The sequence below is a fragment of the Cohnella xylanilytica genome (assembly GCF_014212175.1).
Classification (GTDB): Bacteria; Bacillota; Bacilli; order Paenibacillales; family Paenibacillaceae; genus Cohnella; species Cohnella xylanilytica.
In genome coordinates this window covers 72,008-96,854 of sequence record NZ_JACJVR010000110.1, presented here as the reverse complement: position 1 = coordinate 96,854, position 24,847 = coordinate 72,008, and the positions used below count along the sequence as shown (strand labels likewise).

27 protein-coding genes are annotated in these 24,847 nt (G+C 56.3%); 23 read left to right on the top strand and 4 right to left on the bottom strand.

Annotated elements, in window-relative coordinates; genetic code table 11:
* Positions 1-99: 99 nt before the first annotated feature.
* From hisB to H7B90_RS26890, 16 genes are all read left to right on the top strand, one after another.
* Entirely contained in the window at positions 100-699 is a 600-nt protein-coding gene (gene hisB / locus H7B90_RS26960; protein WP_281421342.1) for an imidazoleglycerol-phosphate dehydratase HisB, read from the top strand.
* A 27-nt stretch (positions 700-726) separates the two neighbouring features.
* Positions 727-1,710, top strand: coding sequence for a C-terminal binding protein (locus H7B90_RS26955; RefSeq protein ID WP_185138996.1), 984 nt, complete (start codon positions 727-729; stop codon positions 1,708-1,710).
* A gap of 31 nt (positions 1,711-1,741) precedes the next feature.
* Complete coding sequence (locus H7B90_RS26950; protein ID WP_185138995.1) at positions 1,742-2,374, top strand: HutD/Ves family protein; 633 nt, start codon at positions 1,742-1,744, stop codon at positions 2,372-2,374.
* Positions 2,375-2,553: 179 nt separating this feature from the next.
* On the top strand, positions 2,554-3,024 hold the full coding sequence (locus H7B90_RS26945) for a hypothetical protein (protein ID WP_185138994.1): 471 nt from the start codon (positions 2,554-2,556) through the stop codon (positions 3,022-3,024).
* A 3-nt stretch (positions 3,025-3,027) separates the two neighbouring features.
* Positions 3,028-3,459, top strand: a complete 432-nt coding sequence (locus H7B90_RS26940; RefSeq protein WP_185138993.1) for a hypothetical protein — start codon at positions 3,028-3,030, stop codon at positions 3,457-3,459.
* Between the two features lie 268 nt (positions 3,460-3,727).
* A complete protein-coding gene (locus H7B90_RS26935) occupies positions 3,728-4,321 on the top strand; it encodes a hypothetical protein (protein WP_185138992.1) in 594 nt (197 codons plus the stop codon).
* Between the two features lie 262 nt (positions 4,322-4,583).
* Positions 4,584-5,165: a histidine phosphatase family protein gene (locus tag H7B90_RS26930; RefSeq protein WP_185138991.1), complete on the top strand. Its 582-nt coding sequence runs from the start codon at positions 4,584-4,586 to the stop codon at positions 5,163-5,165.
* Between the two features lie 12 nt (positions 5,166-5,177).
* Entirely contained in the window at positions 5,178-5,627 is a 450-nt protein-coding gene (locus H7B90_RS26925) for a hypothetical protein (protein WP_185138990.1), read from the top strand.
* A 3-nt stretch (positions 5,628-5,630) separates the two neighbouring features.
* Positions 5,631-5,906, top strand: a complete 276-nt coding sequence (locus tag H7B90_RS33855) for a YjcN family protein (RefSeq protein WP_505661181.1) — start codon at positions 5,631-5,633, stop codon at positions 5,904-5,906.
* Between the two features lie 197 nt (positions 5,907-6,103).
* The gene (locus H7B90_RS26920) at positions 6,104-7,549 is read left to right on the top strand and encodes an SWIM zinc finger family protein (protein WP_185138989.1); all 1,446 of its coding nucleotides are present in this window, start codon (positions 6,104-6,106) and stop codon (positions 7,547-7,549) included.
* A 12-nt stretch (positions 7,550-7,561) separates the two neighbouring features.
* Positions 7,562-9,376: a HEAT repeat domain-containing protein gene (locus H7B90_RS26915; RefSeq protein ID WP_185138988.1), complete on the top strand. Its 1,815-nt coding sequence runs from the start codon at positions 7,562-7,564 to the stop codon at positions 9,374-9,376.
* Positions 9,352-10,443, top strand: a complete 1,092-nt coding sequence (locus H7B90_RS26910) for an ATP-binding protein (RefSeq protein ID WP_185138987.1) — start codon at positions 9,352-9,354, stop codon at positions 10,441-10,443. The genes H7B90_RS26915 and H7B90_RS26910 overlap by 25 nt, the downstream gene beginning before the upstream one ends.
* Positions 10,422-12,806, top strand: a complete 2,385-nt coding sequence (locus H7B90_RS26905) for a DUF5682 family protein (protein WP_185138986.1) — start codon at positions 10,422-10,424, stop codon at positions 12,804-12,806. Before H7B90_RS26910 ends, H7B90_RS26905 begins: the two co-directional genes overlap by 22 nt.
* A 3-nt stretch (positions 12,807-12,809) precedes the next feature.
* A complete protein-coding gene (locus tag H7B90_RS26900; RefSeq protein WP_185138985.1) occupies positions 12,810-14,045 on the top strand; it encodes a VWA domain-containing protein in 1,236 nt (411 codons plus the stop codon).
* Between the two features lie 22 nt (positions 14,046-14,067).
* Entirely contained in the window at positions 14,068-14,379 is a 312-nt protein-coding gene (locus H7B90_RS26895; protein WP_185138984.1) for a hypothetical protein, read from the top strand.
* 260 nt (positions 14,380-14,639) lie between these two features.
* A complete protein-coding gene (locus H7B90_RS26890) occupies positions 14,640-15,197 on the top strand; it encodes a hypothetical protein (protein ID WP_185138983.1) in 558 nt (185 codons plus the stop codon).
* A gap of 71 nt (positions 15,198-15,268) precedes the next feature.
* Here H7B90_RS26890 and H7B90_RS26885 read toward each other — a convergent pair whose 3' ends face one another.
* Together H7B90_RS26885 and H7B90_RS26880 are read right to left on the bottom strand one after the other, a co-directional pair.
* Positions 15,269-15,463 carry a hypothetical protein gene (locus H7B90_RS26885; protein WP_185138982.1) on the bottom strand — a complete coding sequence of 65 codons (195 nt, stop codon included), beginning with the start codon at positions 15,461-15,463 and terminating at the stop codon, positions 15,269-15,271.
* A 350-nt stretch (positions 15,464-15,813) separates the two neighbouring features.
* Positions 15,814-16,755 (bottom strand): zinc-binding dehydrogenase, encoded by a 942-nt coding sequence (locus tag H7B90_RS26880; protein ID WP_185138981.1) that lies wholly within the window; start codon positions 16,753-16,755, stop codon positions 15,814-15,816.
* A 138-nt stretch (positions 16,756-16,893) separates the two neighbouring features.
* On the opposite strand from H7B90_RS26880, the gene H7B90_RS26875 reads away from it, so the two are divergent.
* From H7B90_RS26875 to H7B90_RS26845, 7 genes are all read left to right on the top strand, one after another.
* The gene (locus H7B90_RS26875; RefSeq protein ID WP_185138980.1) at positions 16,894-17,808 is read left to right on the top strand and encodes a hypothetical protein; all 915 of its coding nucleotides are present in this window, start codon (positions 16,894-16,896) and stop codon (positions 17,806-17,808) included.
* A 43-nt stretch (positions 17,809-17,851) separates the two neighbouring features.
* Positions 17,852-18,334 (top strand): GNAT family N-acetyltransferase, encoded by a 483-nt coding sequence (locus tag H7B90_RS26870; RefSeq protein ID WP_185138979.1) that lies wholly within the window; start codon positions 17,852-17,854, stop codon positions 18,332-18,334.
* A 253-nt stretch (positions 18,335-18,587) separates the two neighbouring features.
* Positions 18,588-19,004 (top strand): hypothetical protein, encoded by a 417-nt coding sequence (locus tag H7B90_RS26865; protein ID WP_185138978.1) that lies wholly within the window; start codon positions 18,588-18,590, stop codon positions 19,002-19,004.
* 41 nt (positions 19,005-19,045) lie between these two features.
* Positions 19,046-19,375 (top strand): low molecular weight protein tyrosine phosphatase family protein, encoded by a 330-nt coding sequence (locus H7B90_RS26860; protein ID WP_185139043.1) that lies wholly within the window; start codon positions 19,046-19,048, stop codon positions 19,373-19,375.
* Between the two features lie 7 nt (positions 19,376-19,382).
* Positions 19,383-19,544 carry a hypothetical protein gene (locus H7B90_RS26855; RefSeq protein WP_185138977.1) on the top strand — a complete coding sequence of 54 codons (162 nt, stop codon included), beginning with the start codon at positions 19,383-19,385 and terminating at the stop codon, positions 19,542-19,544.
* Between the two features lie 623 nt (positions 19,545-20,167).
* A complete protein-coding gene (locus H7B90_RS26850) occupies positions 20,168-20,704 on the top strand; it encodes a hypothetical protein (RefSeq protein WP_260411243.1) in 537 nt (178 codons plus the stop codon).
* 65 nt (positions 20,705-20,769) lie between these two features.
* Positions 20,770-21,294 (top strand): DNA topology modulation protein, encoded by a 525-nt coding sequence (locus H7B90_RS26845; RefSeq protein ID WP_185138976.1) that lies wholly within the window; start codon positions 20,770-20,772, stop codon positions 21,292-21,294.
* 443 nt (positions 21,295-21,737) lie between these two features.
* Here the strand turns inward: H7B90_RS26845 and H7B90_RS26840 are convergent, their stop codons facing one another.
* Both H7B90_RS26840 and H7B90_RS26835 read right to left on the bottom strand, forming a co-directional pair.
* Complete coding sequence (locus tag H7B90_RS26840; RefSeq protein ID WP_185138975.1) at positions 21,738-23,474, bottom strand: glycine betaine ABC transporter substrate-binding protein; 1,737 nt, start codon at positions 23,472-23,474, stop codon at positions 21,738-21,740.
* Between the two features lie 6 nt (positions 23,475-23,480).
* Complete coding sequence (locus tag H7B90_RS26835) at positions 23,481-24,683, bottom strand: quaternary amine ABC transporter ATP-binding protein (RefSeq protein WP_185138974.1); 1,203 nt, start codon at positions 24,681-24,683, stop codon at positions 23,481-23,483.
* Between the last annotated feature and the right edge of the window lie 164 nt (positions 24,684-24,847).

Sequence of the window (24,847 nt, the reverse complement as noted above, 5' to 3'; positions counted from 1 at the left end):
AAGGAAGCTTCAAGGACTGACCCGCCTCGGCGCGGGTCCGTTTCGGGCTTTCTTTTTTTGTGCATTCAATAATCAACCCAACGACAGGGAGAGATCGAGATGAGCGAGACGAGAATGAGGCAGGCTTCCCACCACCGCAAGACGGGCGAGACCGACGTGAAGGTCGCGTTCGCGCTGGACGGCTCCGGAGCGTGCGAGATCGACTCGGGCGTGCCGTTCCTGGACCATATGCTGCATCTGTTCGCGGTTCACGGGCGGTTCGACTTGAACGTGAAGGCGATCGGGGATACGCACATCGACGACCACCACACGGTGGAAGACATCGGGATCGTGCTTGGCGGATGTCTGCGGGAGGCGCTCGGGGACAAAAGAGGCATTCGCCGCTACGGCAACGCCTTCGTGCCGATGGACGAGACGCTCGCGCAGGTCGTCATCGACATCAGCAACCGGCCGCATCTGGAGTACCGGGCGGATTATCCGTCGAGAGAGACGGGGCGCTTCCAGACGGAGCTCGTGCACGAGTTCCTGGACAAGCTGGCGATCGAAGGCCGCATCGCGCTGCACGTCATCGTCCATTACGGGCACAACACGCACCATATGATCGAAGCGGTGTTCAAGGCGCTAGGCCGCGCGCTCCGAGAGGCGACGAGCATCGAGCCGGGACGGACGGACGTTCCTTCCTCCAAGGGCTTGCTCTGACAACTGACATCAAGGGAGGACATACCGATGCTCAATGGGAAAAAGCTGGTCTGGATTCTGGACGACGAATGGACCGATCATTCGGTGGAGAAGGCGATCTACGAGGCGAACGGGTTCGAGGTAAAGGTGACGACTTCCGAGACGCTGGCGGAGGATACGCCTCTGTACGCGCCCCATGCGGACGGCGTGGTGGCGCAGGTCGGCTTCCCCTGCGGGGCGGAGCTGATCGGGAAGCTCGCTTCCTGCAAGTCGATCGCGATCTCCGGCGTCGGCTTCAATCACGTCGATCTCGAAGCGGCGACCCGGCAGGGAATCGTCGTCTCGAACGTGCCGGACTACTGCATGGAGGAAGTGTCCGATCACGCGGTGGCGCTTATGTTGGCGTTGGCCAAACGTCTCGTGCCTTTCCACAATCAAGTGCTCGCCGGAGGCTGGGACCCGCTCGATACGCTGCCGATGTACCGCTTCAAGGACCGGACCGTCGGCCTGCTCGGCTTCGGGCGCATCGCCCGCAAGGTGGCCGAGAAGCTGAAGGGCTTCGGCGTGCGAATCGTCGCCCATGACGAATACGTGGGGAGCGAGACGTTCGCCTCGTTCGGCGTTGAGCCGCTGTCGTTCGAGGAGCTGCTGAAGCAATCCCACATTCTGAGCCTGCACGTGCCGCTGACGCCGGAGACGACGGAGCTGCTCACGTACGAGCGGATGAAGACGATGCCGAAGGGGGCGATTCTCGTCAACACGTGCCGGGGCGGCGTGATCCGGGAAGCGGACTTGGCGCGGCTGCTGGAGGAAGGCCATCTGGCCGGAGCCGGACTGGACGTGCTGACGGAGGAGCCGCCGAAGCCGGGGCACCCGCTGATCGGGATGCCGCAGACGCTCGTGACGCCGCACTCGTCCTACGTGTCGGTCGAGTCGGTGCTGGAGCTGAAGCAGCGGACGTGTCAGATCGTCATCGATGCGGCGAACGGCAAGACGCTGTCGTATTCGTTGAACAAGCCTGCGGCGGTATAAAGGGCGAATGGGGGAAAAGGAGGCGAAACCGATGAGCCGGATCGAATGGGAGCGGATCGGCCGGGAACGGCGTCGCGTCAGCCGCTGGTCGGGAGGGACGACGGCGGAGATCGCGATCCATCCCGCCACTTCGCAGTACGCGGCGCGCAACTTCGCTTGGCGCGTCAGCACGGCGACCGTCGAGGCGGAGAGGACCGACTTCACGCCGCTGGACGGCTTCAGCCGCATCCTTATGGTGCTGGAGAACGAGCTGACGCTGCATCACGAGGGGCATGGCACGTATCGGTTACGGCCGTACGAGCAGAATGCGTTCGAAGGCGGCTGGCGGACGAGCAGCGAGGGCAGGGCGACAGACTTCAATCTGATCTATGATTCTCGGCTTCGCGCTCGGATGAGCGTCCTGGAGGTGCCGGGGGAAGCCGCGTTAGTCGCCGCGGTCGGCAGCCTTCCTTGCGAAGAAGGGGAGCATTGGATTCACCGGATCTGGTATACGGCCGAGGGCTCGGTCGAGGCAGCCGACGCGGGCGGGAACGCTCTGTGCCGGCTCGATGCGGGCGATGCGCTTCTCTTCGCGGTTCATCGCAGCCATGGGGAAGAGAGTTGGTCGCTTCGGAACGCGGCATCCGGTCGGGCGGTCGTCATCGAGAGCGTCGTGTTCTCCTAATAGTTATATATGCGATTTTCAAAATCCGCCGCAAAGGCGGATTTTTTCTATCGTCCAATATAGACGAGCTTGAACCCGTGCAAGGGTGCCCGGATAAAAACATTGAAAAAGGTGGATTTTCAGCCGGTTTATAGTAAAATAATGTAATTCGAGGTTAATTGTTGTGAGGTGGCGTTCCCATGAAAAAGTCGATTACGATCGCCGTAGGATGCGCCATCGTTCTCGCCGGCGGAATATATGCCGTGTCGGAAAAGGATCCGCGGATCGTTCCGGTTCATCCGAACGAAGTGGCGAGCATCGAGATTTTCAACGCATCGCTCACCACAGTACCGAACGATTCGGAGATCCAAGCGATGGTCGTAACGGAATCGGCGGACGTCGCCAAGGTCATCGACCGTCTAAACCGAATCAAGCCAAGCGACAAGGCGATCCCATTGGACGGCGATTATACGCTGGTTCTCCATCGGAACGATGGCACGGAACTTGTTTATGTCTATGAAAAGGGAGAAATGAGGACCTCGACCGGATTCTCGGGCCAAGCGAAGAGCGACAACGTTCTGAACCGGCTCTGGGCGAGTCTCGATTATCCCGTCAGAGACATGAAGGGCGAAGGGCTTCCGGCAATCGTTAACGCTGAGCGGGAGGGATAAAGGGTGAATAAGGCAGCGATATTCGTTTCGGTCCTTCTCCTTGTGTTGTTAACGGGGTGCAATTCGGATTCTCACGAAGGCCGGAAGGAGAAGCTCCTTGTTTATTTTGCCGAAGGGGAGAATTGGGCTTCAACCTTTACGCTGATGGACGCGGGCGAATCGATCTTCGACTCGCTGTACATTCAACATATTGGAGATAGAGAGTCGACCATGGATCCGATCGAATACACGCTTGAAGGCAAGGGAATAAAGTTAGCCAGTCAGTATCCCCAGAAATTACAAGGAGTACGAAGTTTCCAGGTCTCCGGGGAGAGCAGCAAAGAGCTGATCGACGGCTTCGAAGACAAGGATCAGGAATATAAGCTGACGATCAAACAGAACGAAAGCTCGGAAGAGCTCATTTTGAAGTTAGTGAATGAGTCTAATCGAAATTGAGACTTCAGATCGATGATATTTATGGCTCAAGGGAGCTCAGGAGACACGGGAAGGGAAGGAGGACGCCCATATCCGCTGCGTAATGATATTAGCCATCCTCTCGTTAGCGGTTCTTGTTGCTTCTTGCTCCAACGGATCACAGCAAGAAGGATCCAACGCGAAGCTTCCTCTAGGATTTACAACAGATAATATCAAAAATGCGGTTGAAGATTATACGAATTATCGTTTGTGGTTTTATCCGAATAAGGTCGAGAGGTCGAAATTCGAATTGGAACCCTTCATTGGCGATACTATTAATGCCGAAGTAAGGATCTATTCGGATGCAGCGGAAAAGAAAACGGTCTACGTCTCCACCGATATGGGAGATTGGCTCGTAAAGCTTATCGAATCGTTCGGGATTGTTCATAGTGAAGGTTTCCTTGACAAGGAGAACGCTCCGATGTATCCGGTTGGAAACTATGAGACCGTCAGTTCGTTTACTCTTGAGATCGAGGAGCCTCATCAACCGGATTTTGGCATGTCTCCCCGCAAGGAAAAAATGATCCAAGCGACGGAGGAAGCTGTTCGGGGCATATGCAAGGACTTCGCAAGCGGGACCGAATCGAACTTGTGGCGCGGTTCAAAGGCGTACATTGCCGACTTCTATGAATACGAAGAAGGAGTAGAAGTTTGGTTTGTCCGACAAGACGGATATGTATGGTACTTTCCGTTTCAAATTACCGAAAAGAACGGCGTATTTGAAACTCAAGGCATAAAGGGTTTTGGGATCGATCACATGGAGGATTTGGATCCCATGATGCCGGGGAGATTCATGTTCGATAAGCAAACTTCAAGCGCCGTCAGACAGCTGGAATGCAATTAATGCTGAGTTACCGCATATAGACGGCTCAGCTCTTGGTCTGATTTAAATGTACGTCATCGTCGCAGCCGCAACCTTGTTAGTCGGCTATTTGAATCCATCGCTTGATGATGATAACGTGTTCGAATTTACAATAAATATCCTAGTATGAGCGGACGTATTGGCATCCGTGTTAATCCTTATGGTGATCAAATTAGCGATGCTAAGAAATTAACGATTTCATGCGGATTGACGATACGCGACCCAGCCAAAATCGGAGGTTCCTATGACCCGAATCGTATTCGTAAGACACGGAAGCACATTGTGGAATAAAGAAAAGCGAGCGCAAGGCCACTCCAACAATCCGTTGGATGAGGAAGGATTTGAACAAGCGAGGCTTGTTGCCGCTCGCCTTCAGAAGCAATCGTGGGACGGGATTTATTCCAGCGATTTACTCAGAGCGCGCCAAACGGCCGAGATCATCTCGTCCCGCATCGGGATAACGGATATTGTGCTTGACAGCCGCCTGCGCGAAATTCACGGCGGAATGATTGAAGGAACGACAGACGAAGAACGAGTGGGAAAATGGGGCGAAAACTGGCGGGACATGGATCTAGGAATCGAAAGTCCCGCGGAGTGCATGGCTAGAGGCAAGCAATGTATCGAGGAGATGGCGGAGAAATATATCGGCCAAAATCTGTTGGTCATTAGCCACGGAGCGATCATACGACATACTCTGAAAGCGCTCATTCCAGATTTTCAAACCGAGGAATTATTATTGAACACTTCTATCACCGAGATCGTCAAACAAGGGGATGGATGGAATTGTATTCGATATAATTGCACGGAACATCTAGCCTCGTCTTAAGGTGGGGGTTACATGCCCGGCAAGAAGCATAGCGCCATTATTTCGATGGTCGTCGTCTTCGTTCTCCTCCTTCTTGGGTGCAGTAAAGAACGAGAGCTCGAGGATAGCTCAGGTAATGGATTAATTATCGAGTCCATTCAAATGGGACTAGGCGGGGAATTGAACAAAACTTTAGTGACCTATAGCTTCTTGCTCTCTAACAAAACCGAAAATCCAATTTTAATCAAAGAAGTCGAACCTATCCTATCAGAAGACCTAATGAATAGAATAGAAAACAAGGACCAACTGATCAATCAAGTGAACCAAATGATTCCTGGAAGATCCTCGAAAGAAATTTCCGGCTCGTTCTATGTCCGGACTCAAGGATTAGATAAACAAGGAATTATAAATCTGAATAAGGAACTCAAGAACTTCAAATTGATAACGGAACAGATAATTGGGGCTGGAACCCCATTAAGGTGATTTATGCGAAAGAAAACAGTAGGTATTATTTTCTTAATCGTTCTTCTTGCATATATTCTATTTTTCCCTTCCCCTGGAGCGGAACTAGCCGTTCGGAAACATTTATTTTTTTCCTTCCATCCCATAAAAGCCTTCAGTCGTTCGATCCACGAAGGAAAAATTAAGAACGACCCCAAGTATGGTGATCTCTATGTCGTTGATGGGATAGATACGCCTTTCGTTTACGTAAAGAAAACGGCCTGGGGTTGGAGAGTCACTTCAAGCGGATCGGGACCTTAAAATAACAAGCCGGCGATACATATTTGAACAAGGGCTCTTCATAAAAAGAGTGATGAGGAAATGATTATCTTCAACCGCCAACTCCCTCCCGAGTAGGAGGGGGCTTTTATTATGTTCGCAGATCATGTCGCAGAGACAGGAAATTCCCCGACTGATGTGGAAGATAGTAGAATTCCGGATGAATTGCGAGGTAGACCATGCCAACGATTACAGAAGCGTACGTCGACAGCCTGGCGCCGAATGCGGGCGCGATCAAGAACGGCCGGGACTTGGTCAAGAAGAACAGTTTTCCCCAATTGAACGAGACCGAAGACGGGAGCTTGCTGTTCGGAGAGTGCAAGGGAAGCGGCAAGGAGCCCTACCGATGCTCCGTCGACTTCGCGAACGAGGCGAATCCCGTCTTCCGCTGCACCTGCCCCAGCAGGCAATTCCCATGCAAGCATACGCTCGGACTGCTGTATGCCCGAGCTCTTGGCAAGTCCTTCGAGAGAGCGGATATCCCGCAAGACATCGCCGAGAAGCGGGACAAGGCGGAGAAGCGCGAGGAGAAAAAGAAGGAAGCGGCCGCGGCGGATAACGGAGACGCCGCGAAGGCGAAGCGGAAGACGAACAAGTCCGCGCTCGTCAAGAAGATCGCCGTCCAGCTCGACGGACTCGGCATGCTGGAGAAGCTCGTCCTGCAGCTGACGCAGTCGGGACTCGGAAGCGTAGACAAGAAGACGCTTCAGATGGTCGAAGAGCAAGCGAAGCAGCTCGGCAACCACTACATACCGGGAGCGCAGGCCGGTCTTCGGGAGTTCGTGCTGACGATGCGGGCGGAGGGAGACCGGGAAGCGGTCTATACGTCCGCGATGGAGAAGCTTCTGGCTTTGCGCGCTCTGACCAAGAAAGGCAAGAGCTACCTGGAGCAGCGAGCCGAGAACCCGGATCTTCCGATGGAGACGGCTTCGACTCTCGAGGAGCAGCTGGGCCACGCCTGGCAGCTGGCGGAGCTGCGGGAATACGGGCGCGTCCAGACCGACGCGGAGCTGGTTCAGCTCGCGTTCCTGTCCTACGCGGATGAAGCGCGCGGCGAATTCGCCGACACGGGCTGGTGGATCGATCTCAAGGAGGGCGCGATCCGCGTGACCCGCCATCTGCGGCCGTTCCGCGCGGTCCGGGCGCTCCGGGAGGAGGATACGTTCCATGGCGTCGTGAAGGCGGAGGAGCTGTTCGTCTATCCGGGCGACCTCAACGCGAGGGTTCGGTGGGAAGCGTCGACGTTCCGGGACCCCGAACCGGCCGACTATGCCAAGATCAAAGCTCTTGCGGCGCCTTCCTATCCGGAAGTCGTCAAGCAAGCGAAGAACGTCATCAAGAACCCGCTGGCGGACAAAAATCCCGTTCTATTGGTCGCATTCCGCTCCATCGAGCGGATGGGAGACGAATACCTCTTGAGAGACGCCCAAGGCAAGCCGCTTCCGGTGGCGGACATCGGGCTGGGCGGACGGCCGACGACCCCGATGCTCTCCCTGCTTGGGGACGAAGAGCTGCGGGACCAAGCCGCGCTCGTCATGTTCCGGCATGACCTGGAAGCCAATCGTCTAAGCGTCCAAATCATGAGCATCGTGACGGATCGCCGAATCGTTCGGCTTCTGTATTAGAGGAGAGACGATATGAGCATAGACATTTTGTTCGAACTGCAGCAGGAGACGCGCCGTCTGTTCATCGCCGGAAGCGCGATGGCCGCGGGCGATCTGAGGCTGACGAAGCTGCTGCCCAGGCTGCGGAACCTCGGCGAGTCCGCGCCGGTGTTCAAGCGGCTCGCGGACGCGACGGACGAATTGCTAGCCGCGGAACGGGAAGAGAGCGCCGCGAAGCTGCTGGAACTCGGCACTCTGCTAAGCGCCGTACTGTATACGCAAGGGAGGACGGAGACGGCCGGGGAATCGCAGCCGGTCCAGGGGGCGGGTGTCGGCCTCAAGACCGACACGACTTATCGGAAGCTGAACCCGCTTATCTTAGCGTTGACGACCAAAGGGCAGGGGCGCCTGGAACAGATCCGGGCCTCGTTCGAAGACGGAAGCTTCCTCGACCTGCGGGCGCTTCAGGCCATATGCTCGGCGTTGGACGACAGCTACGCGGAGATTCCGGACTACGTTCAAGAGAAGCTGATTCCCGCCTTCGGAAGCGATGCGGTGCCCGTCTTGAGAAGCCAATTGAACCTGCAGGGGGGCAAAGGGGACGGCCGAAGGCTTCAGCTCCTCCATCGTCAGCTCGGCCGCTCCATGATCGATCTCGTCGCCGAAGCGGCCGTCGACGGCTCGCCGGAAGTCAAGATCGTGGCCGTCTCGATTCTGGGCGAATATCCCGAGCAGGAATCGTTGGTATTGCAGCTTAGCCGGGAGAAGCGCAAGGAGGTTCGCTCGGCGGCTTACTTCTCGCTGGCTAAGCTTGGCACGGCTGCCGCGCTGCAACGGCTGTACGAAGCGGCTGTCTCCAAGGATCGGGAGCTGGCGGTCGATCCGATCCGGGCGAGCGCTTCTTCCGAGCTGATGGGGCGAATGATCCGATTCGGCGAGGACGCGTTGGAGCGACATTTAAGCGGCGAAGGAAGCGATAAGAGCGAAGCGGCGGAGCAGATCCGGACCGCGATAAGCTGCCTGGAAGGATCGGGCCGGCAGATGGCCGCGGAGACCTATTCGTTCCTCCGGAAGCTTCTGTCTTCCGAAGCCTTCCTCGTGCAGGAGACGGAGACGACGCAGGAAGCGGCCGCGGAGCTTCTGCTCGAGCTGGATTGGCCGGAGGCGGACCGGTTCGCGATCGAGCTGGGAGACGCCGGCCGAGGCTCGTTCCTCGGACACGGATTCCGCGCCGCCTTCCGGCAGATGCCTCCGGCCGATGTCTACCATCGCTACGCAGGCTTCCTGAGCAAGGGCAAATCCAAAGCGGCGAAGGAGCTGCTCGGCGCGATCCGCAGCCTGGCCGCCTATCAGACGCGAGGGGACGAGGAGCGGGACGGAGCGGGAGTCGTTCCCGAAGCAGCGTGGGACCCGCGCTGGGTGCAGCTGTTCATCCGGCTCGACCTGCCTGAGCTGGTCTGTCTTTTCGCGCAGCGGGCCGACCGGGACGTGACCGATTACCTGACGGGCAAGCTGCAGAATGCCAAGGCGAACGATTGGCACGTGTACGATATCCTGCTCGCGCTCTTCCGCATCCGGTACCGGGAGGCTCCGGAGCTGCTCATGGGGCATCTGGAGAAGGGGGCCGGGCGTCACTTGTACTATCTGAATTGGCAGCACAAGCGATTGATCGCTTCGATGCCGAAGGCGTACGCGCCGCGTCTGCGCGCGTTCGCGGAGCAAGCGGCTTACGAGTCCGTGCGCAATGAACTGTTTTCCATTATCGAAGCATTGGAAGAGAAGCCGGACGACGCGGCCGAAGAAGGCGGAAGGGGACTATGGGGATGGATCCGAAACAAGATGTCTTAAGATTGCCGGCGGAGAAGCTGTACGCGAGAGAGCTGGAGGCGCTCAAGGAAGTAGACAAAGAGGAGAGGCCAGCGGGCTGGCAATTATCGCCCAAAGCCGTCTTGACGTTCATCGTCGGAGGCCAAGCGGGCGATACCGCCATCACGCCCAAGTATATCGGCCATAAACGGCTGGTCGAGATGGCGATCGCGACGCTGCTCACGGACCGGGCACTGCTCCTCATCGGGGAGCCGGGGACGGCCAAATCCTGGCTGTCGGAAAATCTGACCGCCGCCATCCACGGCGACTCGTCGAAGGTCATTCAGGGAACGGCCGGCACGAGCGAGGAGCACGTTCGCTACTCCTGGAACTACGCGCTGCTGCTCGCCCAAGGCCCTTCGGAGCAGGCGCTCATTCGCAGCCCGATCTTCCGCGCGATGGAGAGCGGCGGCATCGCCCGCTTCGAGGAGATCTCCCGCTGCGCTTCGGAGGTGCAGGACGCGCTGATCTCCATCCTGTCGGAGAAGACGATCGCCATTCCCGAGCTGAACCGGGAGGTGGCGGCGGAGCGCGGCTTCTCCATCATCGCGACGGCCAATACGCGCGACAGGGGAGTCAACGAGATGTCCGCGGCATTGAAGCGGAGATTCAACATCATCGTGCTGCCGGCGCCGTCCAGCCTCGAGACGGAGATCGACATCGTGCGCCGCCGGGTGAGCGAGATCTCCGCCAGTTATCGGCTGCGCGCGTCTCAGCCCGACGAGGAGACGGTTCGGAAGGTCGTGACGATTTTCCGGGAGCTTCGCAGCGGGGTTACGCTGGACGGCAAGGAGAAGGTGAAGGCTCCGACCGGCGTCATCTCGACGGCGGAAGCGATCTCCCTGCTGACCGGCAGCATGGCGCTGGCGGGCAGCTTCGGCGACGGGCGAATCACCGACGAAGACGTGGCGGCCGGCCTGCAGGGCGCCATCGTGAAGGATGAAGAGAAGGACCGCGTGGCGTGGAAGGAATATTTGGAGAACGTGATGAAAAAGCGGGGGGCCTCATGGCGGAGTCTGTACGGCGCATGCTCGGAGATCAATGGGTGAGCGGGGCGAGGGAGCCGCATCGCTTCGGCGTCCGGCATCTGTCGCCGGCCGGTTCCTATCATCTTCTGGCGCTGCTTGAAGAGGTGCAGCCGACGGCCGTGCTGATCGAAGGGCCGAGCGATGCCGGCGGGCTGGCCGGCCAGCTCGTCTCGCGCGGCGTCGTGCCGCCGGTCGCGCTGCTCGCCTATACGGAGCAGCTGCCCGTTCGAACGCTGCTGTACCCGTTCGCCGATTACTCGCCGGAGTATCAGGCGCTGCGGTGGGCGCATCGGAACGGCCGGCATGCCGAGTTCATCGATCTGCCGACGGAAGCGTCGTTGGCGATCGTCGAGCGCAAGCGGGAAGCTTACGGCGAGATCGAACGCAAGCGGGAGCAAGAACGCAAGCAAGAGCGTAAGCGGGAGCACGGGAACGAGGACGCGAACGAAGACGAGAGGGAGCGCAAGCGGCCGGATTTGTACGCGCGAATCGCGGAGCTGTCCGGAGAGCCGGATTACGAGGCGTACTGGGAACGCCATTTCGAGCACAGCCTGGAGCCGGGCTCCTACCGCGCCGCGATCGCCCGCTTCTCGGAAGAGATGCGAGCGATGACGGAGGAAGAGGAGCTTCGCGCCGCTCCGCAGGAATCGGCTTATAACGAGATCCGCGAATCGTACATGCGCCGCAAGATCCGCGACACGATCGCAGCCGGCCACCTGCCGGAGCGAATCGTCGTGCTGACCGGCGCCCACCATACGCCGGCGTTGACGCCGGAGCGTCCCGCGATGACGGACGAAGAGCTGGCGCTTCTGCCGCGGGTGCCGACGAGAATGACGCTTATGCCTTACTCGTACTACAAGCTCTCGTCGCATTCCGGCTACGGGGCGGGCAACGCCGCCCCCGCCTACTTCGAGCTGCTCTGGCAATGCATGCTCGAAGGGGATCTGGACCGGCTCCCGGCGCTGTACTTGTCCTCGGTCGCTTCGCGGATGCGCGAGCAAGGAACGTGGCGTTCGACCGCGTCCGTCATCGAGGGCGTCCGGCTGGCCGAAGCGCTGGCCTCCTTGCACGACGGCGCAAGGCCGACCTGGAAGGATCTTCGCGACGCGGCGACGATTCTGTTCGGCCACGGCGAATTCGCGGTCGTCGCGGAAGCGCTGGCGCGGACGGATATCGGCACGGCGATCGGAAGCTTGCCGGAAGGCGTGAGCCAGACGCCGGTGCAGGACGACCTGAACCGGGAGCTGAAGCGTCTCAAGCTGGAGAAGTATAAGACGCTGGTCGCCGCCGAGCTGGATCTCGACCTGCGGGAGAATCGCCGGGTTCAATCGGAGGAATCCGCCTTTCTCGATCTGAACCGGTCGGTGCTGCTTCACCGGCTGGCCGTCTTGGGCATTCGGTTCGCCCGCAAGCAGCACGCGCGTCAAGCGGACGCCACTTGGGCGGAGCGCTGGGTGCTGCAGTGGTCGCCGGAGGCGGAGATCGAGACCGTCGAATCCACGCTTAAAGGGGAGACGGTCGAGCTGGCCGCCGCGTATGTCCTTCACGAGCGGCTGCATGCCTGCGCCGACATCGCGGAGGCGGCGAAGATTATCCGCCTCGCCGGGGAATGCGGACTTCCGCAAGTCGCCGGCGACGCGGTGTCCGCGCTGCAGCGGCTAGCCGTCGACGCCGGCAACTTCGAGCAGATCGCGGAGACGGTCCGCGAGCTGTCCGTTCAGCTGCAATACGGTTCCGTACGGCGAATCGATACGGAACCGCTGCTTCCGATTATGCGGCAGCTCTTCCTGCGCGGCTGCCTGATGCTGATCGAAGCGTCCGGCTGCAACGACGATGCGGCCGCCGGGATGGTCTCCGCGATTCATGCCATGAACGCGGTCGCGCAGGAGCACTACTCGGAAGTCGACGAGCCGCTATGGCTGTCCAAGCTGAAGGAACTTGCCGAGCGCGACGACCGGAACCCGAAGCTGTCGGGCTATGCGTTCTCCATCGTGCTGGAGCGGAACGAAGCCGGGGAAGAGGAGTGCGCGCGGGAAGTGGCGAGGCGGCTGTCGCCCGGCATTCCGGCCGATCTGGGCGCGGGATGGTTCGAGGGGCTGTCCTTGCGGAATCGATACGCGCTCCTGTCGCGGGATTATTTATGGCGGCATTTGGATGCCTACATCCAATCCCTGGAAGCGGAGCCGTTCAAGCGGTCGCTCGTCTTCCTGCGACGGGCGTTCGGCACCTTCGAACCGCGGGAGAAGGCGGCGATCGCCGAGCTGCTCGGAGATATCTGGGGCACGGGCGCCGATACGACGGGCGAAGCGCTGCAGCGTCCGCTTAACGAAGAGGAGAAGAGGAGTCTCGATGAACTTAACGATTTTGATTTCGGAGATCTGTAGACGATGACGGCATTGGACGCGGAACAGGCGAAGCGGTGGCGGCTCATCCTGGGCGCCGCGGCGGAGGAGAAGCTGTTATCGGCCGTCGGAGGGTCGGCGAGCGGAGGGCTTCTCGACGAAGAGAGCCTGCTGATGGACGAAGCGCTGGCCGCTATCTACGACGGAACGAGCGGGGAAGCCGGCGCCGGAGGGGCTTCGGGCGCGGGAGGAGCCGGCGGCGGCTCCAGGTCGGCCGGTCTCGGCGCATCCGCTCCGAAGCTGGCGAAGTGGCTCGGGGACGTGCGCTCGTTTTTCCCAACGGATATCGTGTCGGTCATTCAAGCGGATGCCGTTCAGCGCAAGGGATTGACGCGGCTGCTGTTCGAGCCGGAGCTGCTGTCCCAAGTGAAGCCGGATATCGGGATGGTCGCCACCCTGATGTCGCTGCGCGGGCAAATCCCGGAGCGGACGAAGGAGACGGCGCGCGCCTTGGTGCGGGAGGTCGTGGACGAGATCGTCAAGCGGCTGGCCAGCGATCTTGCCCGGGCGGTGACGGGAGCCTTGAACCGCAGACGGCATTCGCCGCTGCCTTCGTTGACGGGGCTCGATTGGGGCAGGACGATCCGGAGCAACCTGAATCATTACGACCGGGAGCGGAAGCAGCTCGTTCCGGAGAAGGTCTACTTCTTCGATCGCGCGCGGAAAAGCAAGGAATGGACGGTCATTCTCGATATCGACCAGAGCGGATCGATGGCGAATTCCGTCATCTATGCGTCGATCGTCGGCTCCATCTTCGCCAGCATGCCGTCGCTCGACACGCGCGTCGTCGCGTTCGATACGGAAGTCGTCGATCTCACCGAGGCTTGCGCGAACGATCCGGTGGATCTCTTGTTCGGCATTCAATTGGGCGGCGGAACGGATATCAACAAGTCGGTCGCTTATTGCGAATCGTTCGTGACGGAGCCGAAGAAGACGATTTTCCTGCTCGTATCGGATCTGTACGAAGGCGGCAACCGGACGGAGATGATTCGGAGGCTGCGAGACATGCATGAATCGGGCGTTCGCACGATCTGCCTGCTCGCGCTCTCGGACGACGGCGTTCCCGCGTATGACGAAGATGTCGCGCGGAAGCTCTCCCAGTACGGAATCCCGTGCTTCGGCTGCTCGCCGGATAAGCTGCCGGAGCTGATCGAAGGCGCTTTGAAGGGGATGGATCTTCAAGGATTGGCGGAGCGGGTTAAGCAGGGCAGGGGGCAATAGGCGAGGCAAAGGACGGCAGCGGGTGCCGTCCTTTCTCATACTGTTGGTTAATAGCCTTAGCGATGGCGATTATGTTACTTTAGCTTTTCTACCCAACAGAAGGCTAAAAGGAGGAGTCTCTATTACAGACATTACTCAGATAGTTGATCAAATCAATCAAGCAGCGACATGCGGTCAAGTCAAGAAAATCGAATCATTCATTAACTCCATGGCGTTGGATGAGCAATTGGGTCTTCATGGTTTGTTAAATCCAGCAGCTCTTGAAACAATAGCGAATAACATAGACATTCTTCATATAAAACGAGGCGTAAAAGAGCATATTATTTGGTACTAATTGAGCAAGCTTAATTGGTCGGATGAAGTGCTGTCGAGGATCATTCAGATATATAAACATGAAACCTATATTGCATTGGAAAGTCTAGTGATAAGTGCTATTAAACTAGATGAAATAGAAGATTATCAGATAGAAATGATTCTAAACGTATTTGATACCAAAGAGATTAAGAGAGAAGTTGAAAAGTGGATTGAAAGTAGAAAGAACTCGAAGCTCGAATAGATCGAACCAATAATAACGATTGAGTGGATGGTGTCTCAATGGGAATGAATTTTACGGCGTTCATGGGGCACTCAATGAAGATTGACGAATTGGAGAACTTGATTATTGACTTAAATGATAATCCTGCTCGATATCCATTTATTAATGAGTTCGTTAACGATTTGTTGCCCTATAATCCTAAAGATTCGAATAAGAAATGGCGACTTATTGCGGACGAATTAGAGGGAACAGTCGATTGCATTGGACCATGCGGGATATCCCTAACATTTTCAAAAAGTGTATGTTATTTTCATCATTATTACCGGTGGATTGCATTTCTGAAGGATAACGATGTTCAACATAGCCTTAGAACATTCTGTTTTGAATTGCTGCGAACTCTTCATTCGCCATTCGCAATATTCGTTCCGGACAATGCCGCAAAGGAATCAAGCATTCTTGATTTATTGTGGGAGGATAGAGATATTTTTTACATGAAGGAGTGGCTAATTAAAAATTGCGGATTACCCAAAAAAACGATTCTTGAAATTTATCATGACTTAGGCGATACTTGGGAATCGGACGGTTACTATTTAGATGAATTTATGGATTTTCGATAACTCGGGTTACAGATGTTTGTCATGCGGATTTCATATGCTTGTTAAGGGGATCCCTTACGGGATCTCCCATGTTATTGCCGATTAATGGCCGATCCGGTGCTAGAAATATCCAAGATTTGCGAGATACCGATTAGAAGGAAGAAGACGGTCATTCCGATCAGCGAGAAGCCTAACCAATATCGCGCTTTGCCGGACTCTTGAACCGTCTTGCCGCGCACAACGAATAACAGCCCGACGATTAGGATGATAAGTGCCATTCCGAACATGAAAAACCTCTTTCTGACAAATCGGCTGCGCCTTTCCTTATTTTACAGCAGCGAAATGCAACAGGGCAAATTGCCATTGCAGGGACTATTCTTCTGTGACCCGCTTGGCATTAAACCTCCAATCTTATGGCCGTTAATGGCTCGGCAAACGGTCAAAAATGACTTTTTTTATGAAATAGGCGCAGCGGTGTCCGTTAGGCTTTATCGTCCTTATACCGCATACCCAGCAAGCTCTAAGGTACTGCTCGAGCGGAAATTTCTGCATACCCAAGCGGTCGTATTCTATAACAACTTATCTCAACAGATGAGTATGCCATAGAATGAAATGTCGATGATCGTTCGCCACCGAATTAGCTTAGCGACAAAACGGCTTTGCCGGAATACTTCCGTTCGAGCAGGCTGCGGGCGACGGAACCGATCTCGGTCCACGGCGCCTCCGCTTCGATCCGGGGAGTCAATCGGCCGTCCGCGACCAGCCGGGCCAGCAATCGGAGATCGTCCGCCGCCGAATGGCGGTTCAGTTCCTCCCCGAGGAAGAAGCCGTACAGCGTTCTCCCGCCGGAAGTCACCAAGTTCCTCATATCGACGGTTGCGACGGGCGAGGAGGAGAATCCCACCGCGACGCAAATGCCCTGCGGCCCAAGCTGCGGCAGCAGAGCGGCAAGCGTATCGCCGCCGACCGAATCGACGATCAGATCGAAAGGTCCGAATTCGCTGGCCGACGCTATTCCGGAGTAGCCAACGACCGCTTCGTCGGCTCCGGCTTCCCGGACTAGCTGCGCCTTCTCCGCGGTGCTGGCCGTTCCAACGGCGAAGGCGCCGGACTGCGCCGCAAGCTGATGGGCGAACAGGCCGACTCCGCCGGTTGAGCCCGTAATGAGGATACGCTTGCCGAGCAGCAAACCTTCTTTGCGAAGCGCATAGAGCGCAGTCAGACCGGCTACCGGCAACGTCGCGGCCTCCGCGAAGGAGACTTCGTCCGGAATCTCGGCCAGCATCGATACGGGGGCTGCTACTTGCTCGCTCCACGCTCCCATCGGGAGGAGGCCGACAACTCGGGCTCCACTCCGCGGACCCGCGCCGTTCGCGGCTTGCGCGATGACCGTCCCGGAGAAGTCCCAGCCTGGTCTGGCTATTTTCCCGGAATCTAATGCATCCTTAACTTCACCGCGATTGAGAGAGACGGCTTGAACCTGAACGATCGCTTCCCAAGCCTGAGCTACGGGAGCTTCCACTTCCTTGATCGTAAAAAAATCGGCAGTATGCGGATCGGTTACGATGGCGCGAATCATCTGTCTATCCCTCCATGAACTGAGTAAATTGGATGCAGGTCAATCGAATTGACCTGCGATTTCATCAAGGAGTATACTTGAAGCGATTTTGCGCACCAAGTGCAGAACTACACCTCGATTGGCGAAAGGGAGAGGGATATGCCAACGGACGACTCCACGCTGAAAATCGTCTTGGGGGAGATCGAGACGGTGCGGATGAAGCGCCAACGGGAGCGTGCCGACCGGCCGCGTTCGACCTGGAAACGGTTTACCCAGCAGGAGTTGAACGACGAAGCTTGTCCTACCTATAAGAATCTGCTGGTCGGACGTTCTCGCCGCATCCCGGATCGTCAGACGATCATCGGCATCGCGGATTATTTGGAATGCGGCTCCGATGAGCGCAACGATCTATTGATGGCAGCGGGGTACCTTCCGATCCGGACCGAATGGGAAGGACGGGAGCTCAAGCTTGGCTTGGACTGGGCGCAGCGGACGATGAGAGACCTTCCTTTTCCCGCTATGATCGTTACTTCTACTCAGGATATCAAGGGCTATAACGAGCCGTTCCTCCGTTTGTTCGAAATCCCCCTCGATCGAGCCTTCGACACTCTTATGAATAGAATCGATCTCCACTGTCATCCCGATCTGCCCATCCGCTCCCGATCCACGTTCGACAAAGAGTCGTTCGAGCTGTGGGAGTCGCACATCGTTCATGGAATTCAGGCGTTCAAGAGAGAACACTTGCTGTCTCGCTATGACGATTGGTATCAGAGATTGGTTCGGCGGGCTCAAGACTATGGCTTGAACGAAAAAGTCGACAAGTACGAGAAAAGGCAGATTTCTGAAGAAGAGCCGGACCGCGCGCAATCCATATTGGCCCGAGCGGACAGCGCAGGGGAGCTTGTTCCCATTCGCTTCAAGCAAGTTTCGATGACCTCGAGCAACTGTGACTATCCACGGATTCAAGTTTTTCTGCCGGTCGATGCTCCCGCGCGTCAACTATTCGAAGATTTAGGTTGTCCTGCCGACTGCGGCCCCTTCGGATCGCGCGGATTAGCAGGAGTTTACATGTAAATCGCGAATTATCCAGTTCAAACCAGATAGGAGCTCAATGGAGATGTACATTCATCGACCGTTAGCCGAAGAAGACTTGGAGCGGATTTGCACGTTCCCGCAGTCGGCCGAGGAACTATTCTACATGAGTCCCCGAGCGAAATTCCCCTTGACGCCCGAGCAAATCCTGGAGCTTCGGAAGGGCCGGTACGATCCCACCGTCATCGTCGAGGAATCGACCGGGCGGGTTGCGGCCTATGCGAATATTTACGACGCGGGCGAAGAAGTGTGCTGGCTGGGGAACGTCATCGTGTCTCCCGAGTATAGAGGCAAAGGCGCGGCGGAGGCGTTGATACGAGCGATGCTTCGGCTGGCCAAGGAGAACCATGGGGCCAAGCGGCTGCTGCTCTCTTGCCATAATACGAATTCAAGAGGACTCGCTTTTTATCATAAACATGGCTTTAGACCGTTCGACATTCGAATCTCTACGCTCGACGACGGCCGCAGAATGATCACGATTCAGATGGAAAAAGAAACGGGGCATTGAGGAGGGGCATGTCGAGGATGTCGAAGCCGTCGTCCGAGAAGCGGGTTTTCGACGTTTTTCCCTATACGGATCTTCTCGAAGGGTCTCTTACGCGTTGGAGAAATACACAAAGAATTATCCGAACCTCCGAGTCCGTGACTTCGCCAGGAGCGGGCATGACATACGGGGGATGGAAAAGCTGGAGCTTTATGAGACCGTTCAATCATATTTGAATGAACTCGGCTAAAATCATTCATTGAGGGAGGCACCCTCCATGTCCAAAGTATGGAAGCTTGCAGTCGGCGTTGTGCTTGCGTTTAGTCTGTTGATTCAGCCGGTGTCGGCGGCCGCGAAGACGATCAAAATCAAAGTCACGCTCGTGAGCGTCGAACTGGTCGATAACGACCATGTGGGCAACGAGTGGTACACGACCGCGTCCGTGAACGGGAAAACCATCGAAGAGGGCTCGACGCTGACTTTAACGGTCAAGCCTACGGATACGCTTAAGCTGAAGGCTTACGCCGAAGAGCAGGATAAAATCCCCGATAAAGGTACGACGAATGCGACGCTGAAAGTCTCGAACGTTAAGAAATCCGTCAACAAGGAGCTGAACGTCAAAGTCGTCGAGAACCGGGGCCGCTATTCGGGCAACGAGGCCGATTGGAAGTTTACGTTTAAGATCGAGAAATAGGCGGAGCGCAAGTAAACACAACTAAGGGCAAGGTGAGCGAGATAAAACTGCTTTTCGTCTGCAGCCGGAATAAGTGGCGCAGTCTTACCGCGGAGAAGATATTTGACGGAGTTAACGGATACCAGGTTCGGTCCGCCGGCACCGAGGATGGAGCCCGAATCAAAGTGACGGAAGGACATGTCGGTTGGGCGGATCTGATCTTCGCGATGGAGAGGAAGCATGTCAGACGGCTTAAGGATAAATTCCAGGAGGCTCTGGCCGCCAAGCCGCTACACTGTCTGGACATCCCGGACGACTACCGATTTATGGACGAAGAGCTTATCGAGATTTTAAAAGCCAGAGTATCGGAGTACGTGGAAGTGCCGGAATAGGAAGATCGTGCTTGTTCGGGAGGCGAAGGATGTTGAGCTCGCTCGGACGCTCAGCCATGTAGCCGCGGTCGTCTGCTGGCTGCCGGTGCCGACGTTCGACGTTACCGTATTTACGCAGGATGGTACGGACGATTTGGTGGAGTGGGTCGTCAGGCGATATTTTCGTTGAGAAAAGAGCCGGTGACCCATTCATATTTAAGCTCCAAATAACAAGTTAAAGAGCCCAAATTCGTCGGCGTTGCGGGATGCGCCGCAGGAAGCCGGCTTGAATTGTGTGATTTTTCGTACAGATTCTTCTAGATAAACAATGCAGATGAACTTTATATGAATTATCATACAAATTATTGGTGAAGAACCATAATGGGGCGGAGTTTGTATGTTTTTTCATACAACAATCAAAAAAAGTGCCATTTCGAGGAAGAATTTATATGATTTTTCGTACACCATTCCAGGCCAGGCACCTTCTGAGGGCGGAACCGGGTCCAATTCATCGCACTCGTATTCTCTAGCAATCCGGCTGGGTCTCCTCGTAGTCATCTATACTCCAATACGAACCCGAATCTGCTACTGTGACGGCTCTCACAGAACGATCCGAAAGATAGTTGCGAAATGATGGATATTGGATCTCAGGAAGGAGATGTAGTATATTTCGAGAATTTAGCACAATGACGTATGTAAATAAAAGCAGATTAAAATAGAATAAAGCGGGTTGATGTGGATGCCCAATATAAAACCAGTAATTCGAGAGCCATATTACGATAAGCCTAATGGATTGAGCAAGAAGCGACTCGAATGGAGTTCACTTTCTTATCTTCGAATAGCAGTGATTCTGAAGTAGAATTGTTTTTGCTGCATTTATTTGGCTACAACAAAATTAGTGCCTCTTGGTCATTTGAGGAATCATTTGAAGAACTTTTAAAGGAAGATGAAGTGGCCATTTTAGGCGGGGTTGCTTTTATTCAAGATGATGAAACCTATATTTTGCCTGGTTGTTGTTGCGGACTTGAAGATATGCAGCCGATTAGCTTTTCGATTCGTGCCAAACAAAGTCCATGGCTAGGGCATGACCCGTCGCCTGGAATTATTTATTTCGATGATTATGCTGTGGTATGGTCAGATGATCCGGAAGTACAGCAGGAAGAACTCATTAGTATTCGTTTTACTTATGAAGAACTAATCGACAGCCTCGAAAGATGTAAAAAGGATTTATTGGGGTTTATTGAAGGACCCTTTTACCGCTGGATTAAGCTAAGAGACCGGGATATAGCGAATCGCATGAAGCAAAAAATGCTTTATTGGTTTTTGAATGACGGTTATCCTTCCGATTAACGAATCGTGGACGAAGATAGGCGTATCCTTGAATCGGCGTGAGCACAAAAACAGGAGAAGACCCCATGAATCGTATATTGGTCATTGGTTCGGCCGGTTCGGGAAAGTCTACGTTATCCCAGCGAATTGGCGAACGCTTACAGCTCCCCGTTATTCACCTAGACAAGTACTTCTGGAAACCAAACTGGATTCCAACTCCAAATGACGAGTGGGATCGATTTGTTATGGAAGCCGCTAACCGAGAACGGTGGATTATGGATGGCAATTACTCAAGGACACTGGATTTACGATTGAAGCGTGCCGACGTTGTCCTCTTTTTAGATATGCCCAGATGGTTATGTCTGTATCGGATTTTTAAACGAAGAATTCGATACCACGGCACAACAAGACCCGATCTGAATGAGGAATGTCCGGAGAAGCTTGATTGGGAATTTGTCAAATGGGTTTGGAATTACAAGAAAAGAAGCAGACCAAATGTAATCGATAAGTTAGATTCCGTAAGAGATCAAAAGAAAGTCATCATTGTAAAGACAAGAAGGCAGGCAAAGGAATTGATAAAGCGGCTAAAAGAAAAAGGGGAATTATCATAAAGGTTGAGGCACAACCGCAAATAACATCGCTTCGCTTCATAGGCCCCGTTCTCTAACGAACTCCAGAGTCGCTATTTTGCGTCAGAAGCTCATTTTAAAACTCTAACGAATCCAGGAAATCTTATTTAGGGCCAACTGGGTGAAAAACGGGCTTCCAGAACGAAATAGCGACGCTACGATTCGTTAGGATCGAAAAATCCTTGAAATCTTCGGAATAGCGTTTCCTCGATTCGTTAGCCGCCTTCCTCCCTCCGAATCTGGAATTGGTACAAAAAGACGTTCATCCGAAAAAACAACCCTAACCTGGAAATCGGGTCGCGAATTCAAGGTTCGAATGGCACAATCATCGAGTTGTTGAATAAAAGGCAATACTCGACACGAATAGGCTGCCCCGCAAGCGAACTTCGCTTTAGGGACAGCCTATTTACCTTTTCCACGCAGATTCACTTCAAATCCTCGATCGAGTTCACGTCCATATACGCCGGCACGACGAGACCGAGCTTCGTGCCGGACAGGTTGGCGCCGAGGTCGTCGACTTGGCTCTTGTACTTGTCGTAATAATCCTTCGACGTCGTCGGCAGCCAGGCGGCGACCATGGCGTCGGCGTCGCCGCCGGCGATGCCGGCCCACATCGGGCCGATCTCCACCTGCAGCATGTCCGCCTTGTAGCCGAGCTTCGTCTCCAGGACGGAGCGGACGACGTTCGTGCTGGCGATCTCCGAATCCCAGGCGACGAACGCCAGCTTGATCCGCTGCCCCGAGACGGGCGTGATTCCTTCGATCCAAGGAGCGACGAGGTCCGGATGCTCCTTCACCCACTTGTCCGCGGCGGCGGCCGGCTGCATGCCGTCCGAGATGGAATTCATCACTTCCTCCATATCGGAAGGCTTCCACGAGAAGCGGTCGAGGAACTGGTAAGCGGCCGGCTGCTCCGTCTTCAATCCCTTGCGGACGATCGTATGAATCTCTTCGCTGCCGCCGAACGATCCTTTCGGATCGTCCAGATACTTCAAGTCGTACTTGATGAACATCCAGTGCGGCGTCCAGCCGGTGATGATGATCGGCTGCTTGTTCGTATAGGCCTTGTTCAAAGCGGCCGTCATCGCGGTACCCGAGCCTTCGACGAGCTTCCAGCCGTCCAGCTCATAGTCCTTCATCGCCTGAGAGGCCGCCTTCATAAGCCCCGAGCCGGGGTCGATGCCGATGATCTCGCTATGCACGGACCGAGCCACCTCGTTCTCGGTGCCCGCCCGGTTCTGCGCCCACTGGAAGACGCCGGCGGCGACGAGCAGGACGACGAGCCCGGCGGCGATCCACGAAGCCCGGCGCAGAGAACCCGTGCGCCCGCGACGCTTACCGCCGCCGCCTCCGACCGCCTTCTGCGAGAGCCGGTCAAGCAGGATCGCCAGAATGACGACGGCGAGCCCGGCCTCGAAGCCTTGGCCCGTGTTCAGTTGGGTGACGGCCCGGTAGACGTCGGCCCCGATGCCCTGGGCGCCGATCATGGAGGAGATGACGACCATCGACAGGGACAGCATGATCGTCTGGTTGATGCCCGCCATCATGCTCGGCAGGGCGAGCGGAAGCTGCACCTGCATGAGCTTCTGGCCCGGCGTCGAGCCGAAGGAATCGGCCGCTTCGATCAAGTCGCCCGGAACCTGCTTGATGCCGAGGTGAGTAAGCCGGATCGTCGGCGGGATCGCGAAGATGACGGAGGCGATGACGCCGGGGACGACGCCGAGGCCGAAGAAGGTGACGGCCGGAATGAGATAGACGAAGGCGGGCATCGTCTGCATGAAGTCGAGCAGCGGCGTCAGGACGTTGCGAACGGTGCGGTTGGCGGCGCACCAGATGCCGAGCGGGACGCCAAGCACGATGGAGACGAGGGAAGACGTCAGGACGAGAGCGGTCGATTCCATCGTCGCGTCCCAGTAGCCGAGGTTCCAGATGAGCAGCAGCCCGACCGCGGCGAACAGCGCAAGCGGCCAGCGGCCGAGCCGATAGGCAAGGGCGGCTAACAGGACGATGATGAGCCACGCGGGAAGCAGATGAAGCAGGGCGGAGAACGCGTACACCGTGCCGCCGATGGCGGAGGACAGAACCTGGAACAGCAGGCTCAGGTTCGTTCCCAGCCAGTCGACGACGGACTCCACCCATTGATCGAGAGGCAGCTTGGGCATCGCGATTTACGATTCTCCTTCCACATTGATATGATCCGCGCTGCCAGTCAGGGCGGCCAGCACTGCGCCGCGCACGATGATGCCGAGCAGCTTGCCGTTCTCGTCGGTGACGGCGACCGGAACCGGCGTGCGGCCGACTACCTCGAACAGGTCGTTCAGATGCTGGTCGGGAGGCACGGTCGGCACGTCGCGGATGACGATGTCGAGCAGCGACCGCCCGTCCTTGATCGCGTTCGAAGCGTCGTCGGCCGTGATGACCCCGATGAGGCGGCGAGCCTTGTCGACGACGTACAGGTTGGAGATGCCGCTGTCCCGCATGAGCTGCAGCGCGACGCGAGGGCCGCGCTCGGGCGAGATCGTCTCCGGGCGTCGCATGACGTGGGCGGCGGTCAGCACCTTCGACAGGTCGACGTCTTCGACGAACCGCTCGACGTACCGGTTCGCCGGGTTGATCAGAATCTCCTCGGGCGTGCCGATCTGCACGATGGAGCCGTCCCGGAGCAGCGCGATCCGGTCGCCGATGTGCAGCGCTTCGTTCAAGTCGTGGGTAATGAAGATGATCGTTTTTTTCATTTTCTGCTGCAGATCGAGCAGTTCGTCTTGCATATCCTTGCGGATCAAGGGGTCGAGCGCGCTGAACGCCTCGTCCATGAGCAGAATGTCCGGCTCGTTCGCGAGCGCCCGGGCAAGGCCGACCCGCTGCTGCATGCCGCCGCTGAGCTGATCGGGGTAGCTGTTCTCCAGGCCCTTCAGGCCGACCAGCTCCAGGCATTCGACCGCCCGGTCCCTGCGCTTCCCGCCGTCGACGCCGCGAATCTTCAAGCCGTATTCGACGTTCTGGGCGAGGGTCATATGCGGGAACAGCGCGAACTTCTGGAACACCATCGCCATCCGCCGACGCCGGAATTCCCGCAGCTCTGCCGGATTCATCCTGGCGACGTTGCGGTCGCCGCACCAGATCTCCCCGCCGGTCGGCTCGATGAGCCGGTTCAGCAGCCGGATGAGCGTCGACTTCCCGCTGCCGGACAGCCCCATAATGACGAAGATTTCGCCTTCCTCGATGTCGAAGCTGACCCGGTTGACGCCGACCGTATGCTTCGTCTCTTCATAGATCTTCTTCTTGCTGTGTCCCTTCGCGAGCAAGTCGAGCGCCCGATGCGGCTCCGCTCCGAAGATCTTCGTAAGCTCCTTGACGGATACGATAGCCATGCCGCGTCCCTCCGAACAAGATTGATGAATCCGAATTCCTGCTTAGAATGGGCAACGCAAGGCAGAATCATCCATGGAGCGGTTTGACACGTCCGATCGGGGGTCTTTATAATTTTTACAAGTCGGCTCTCGGCTTCGGGGGCCTTAGGGGAAGGGATGGAAGG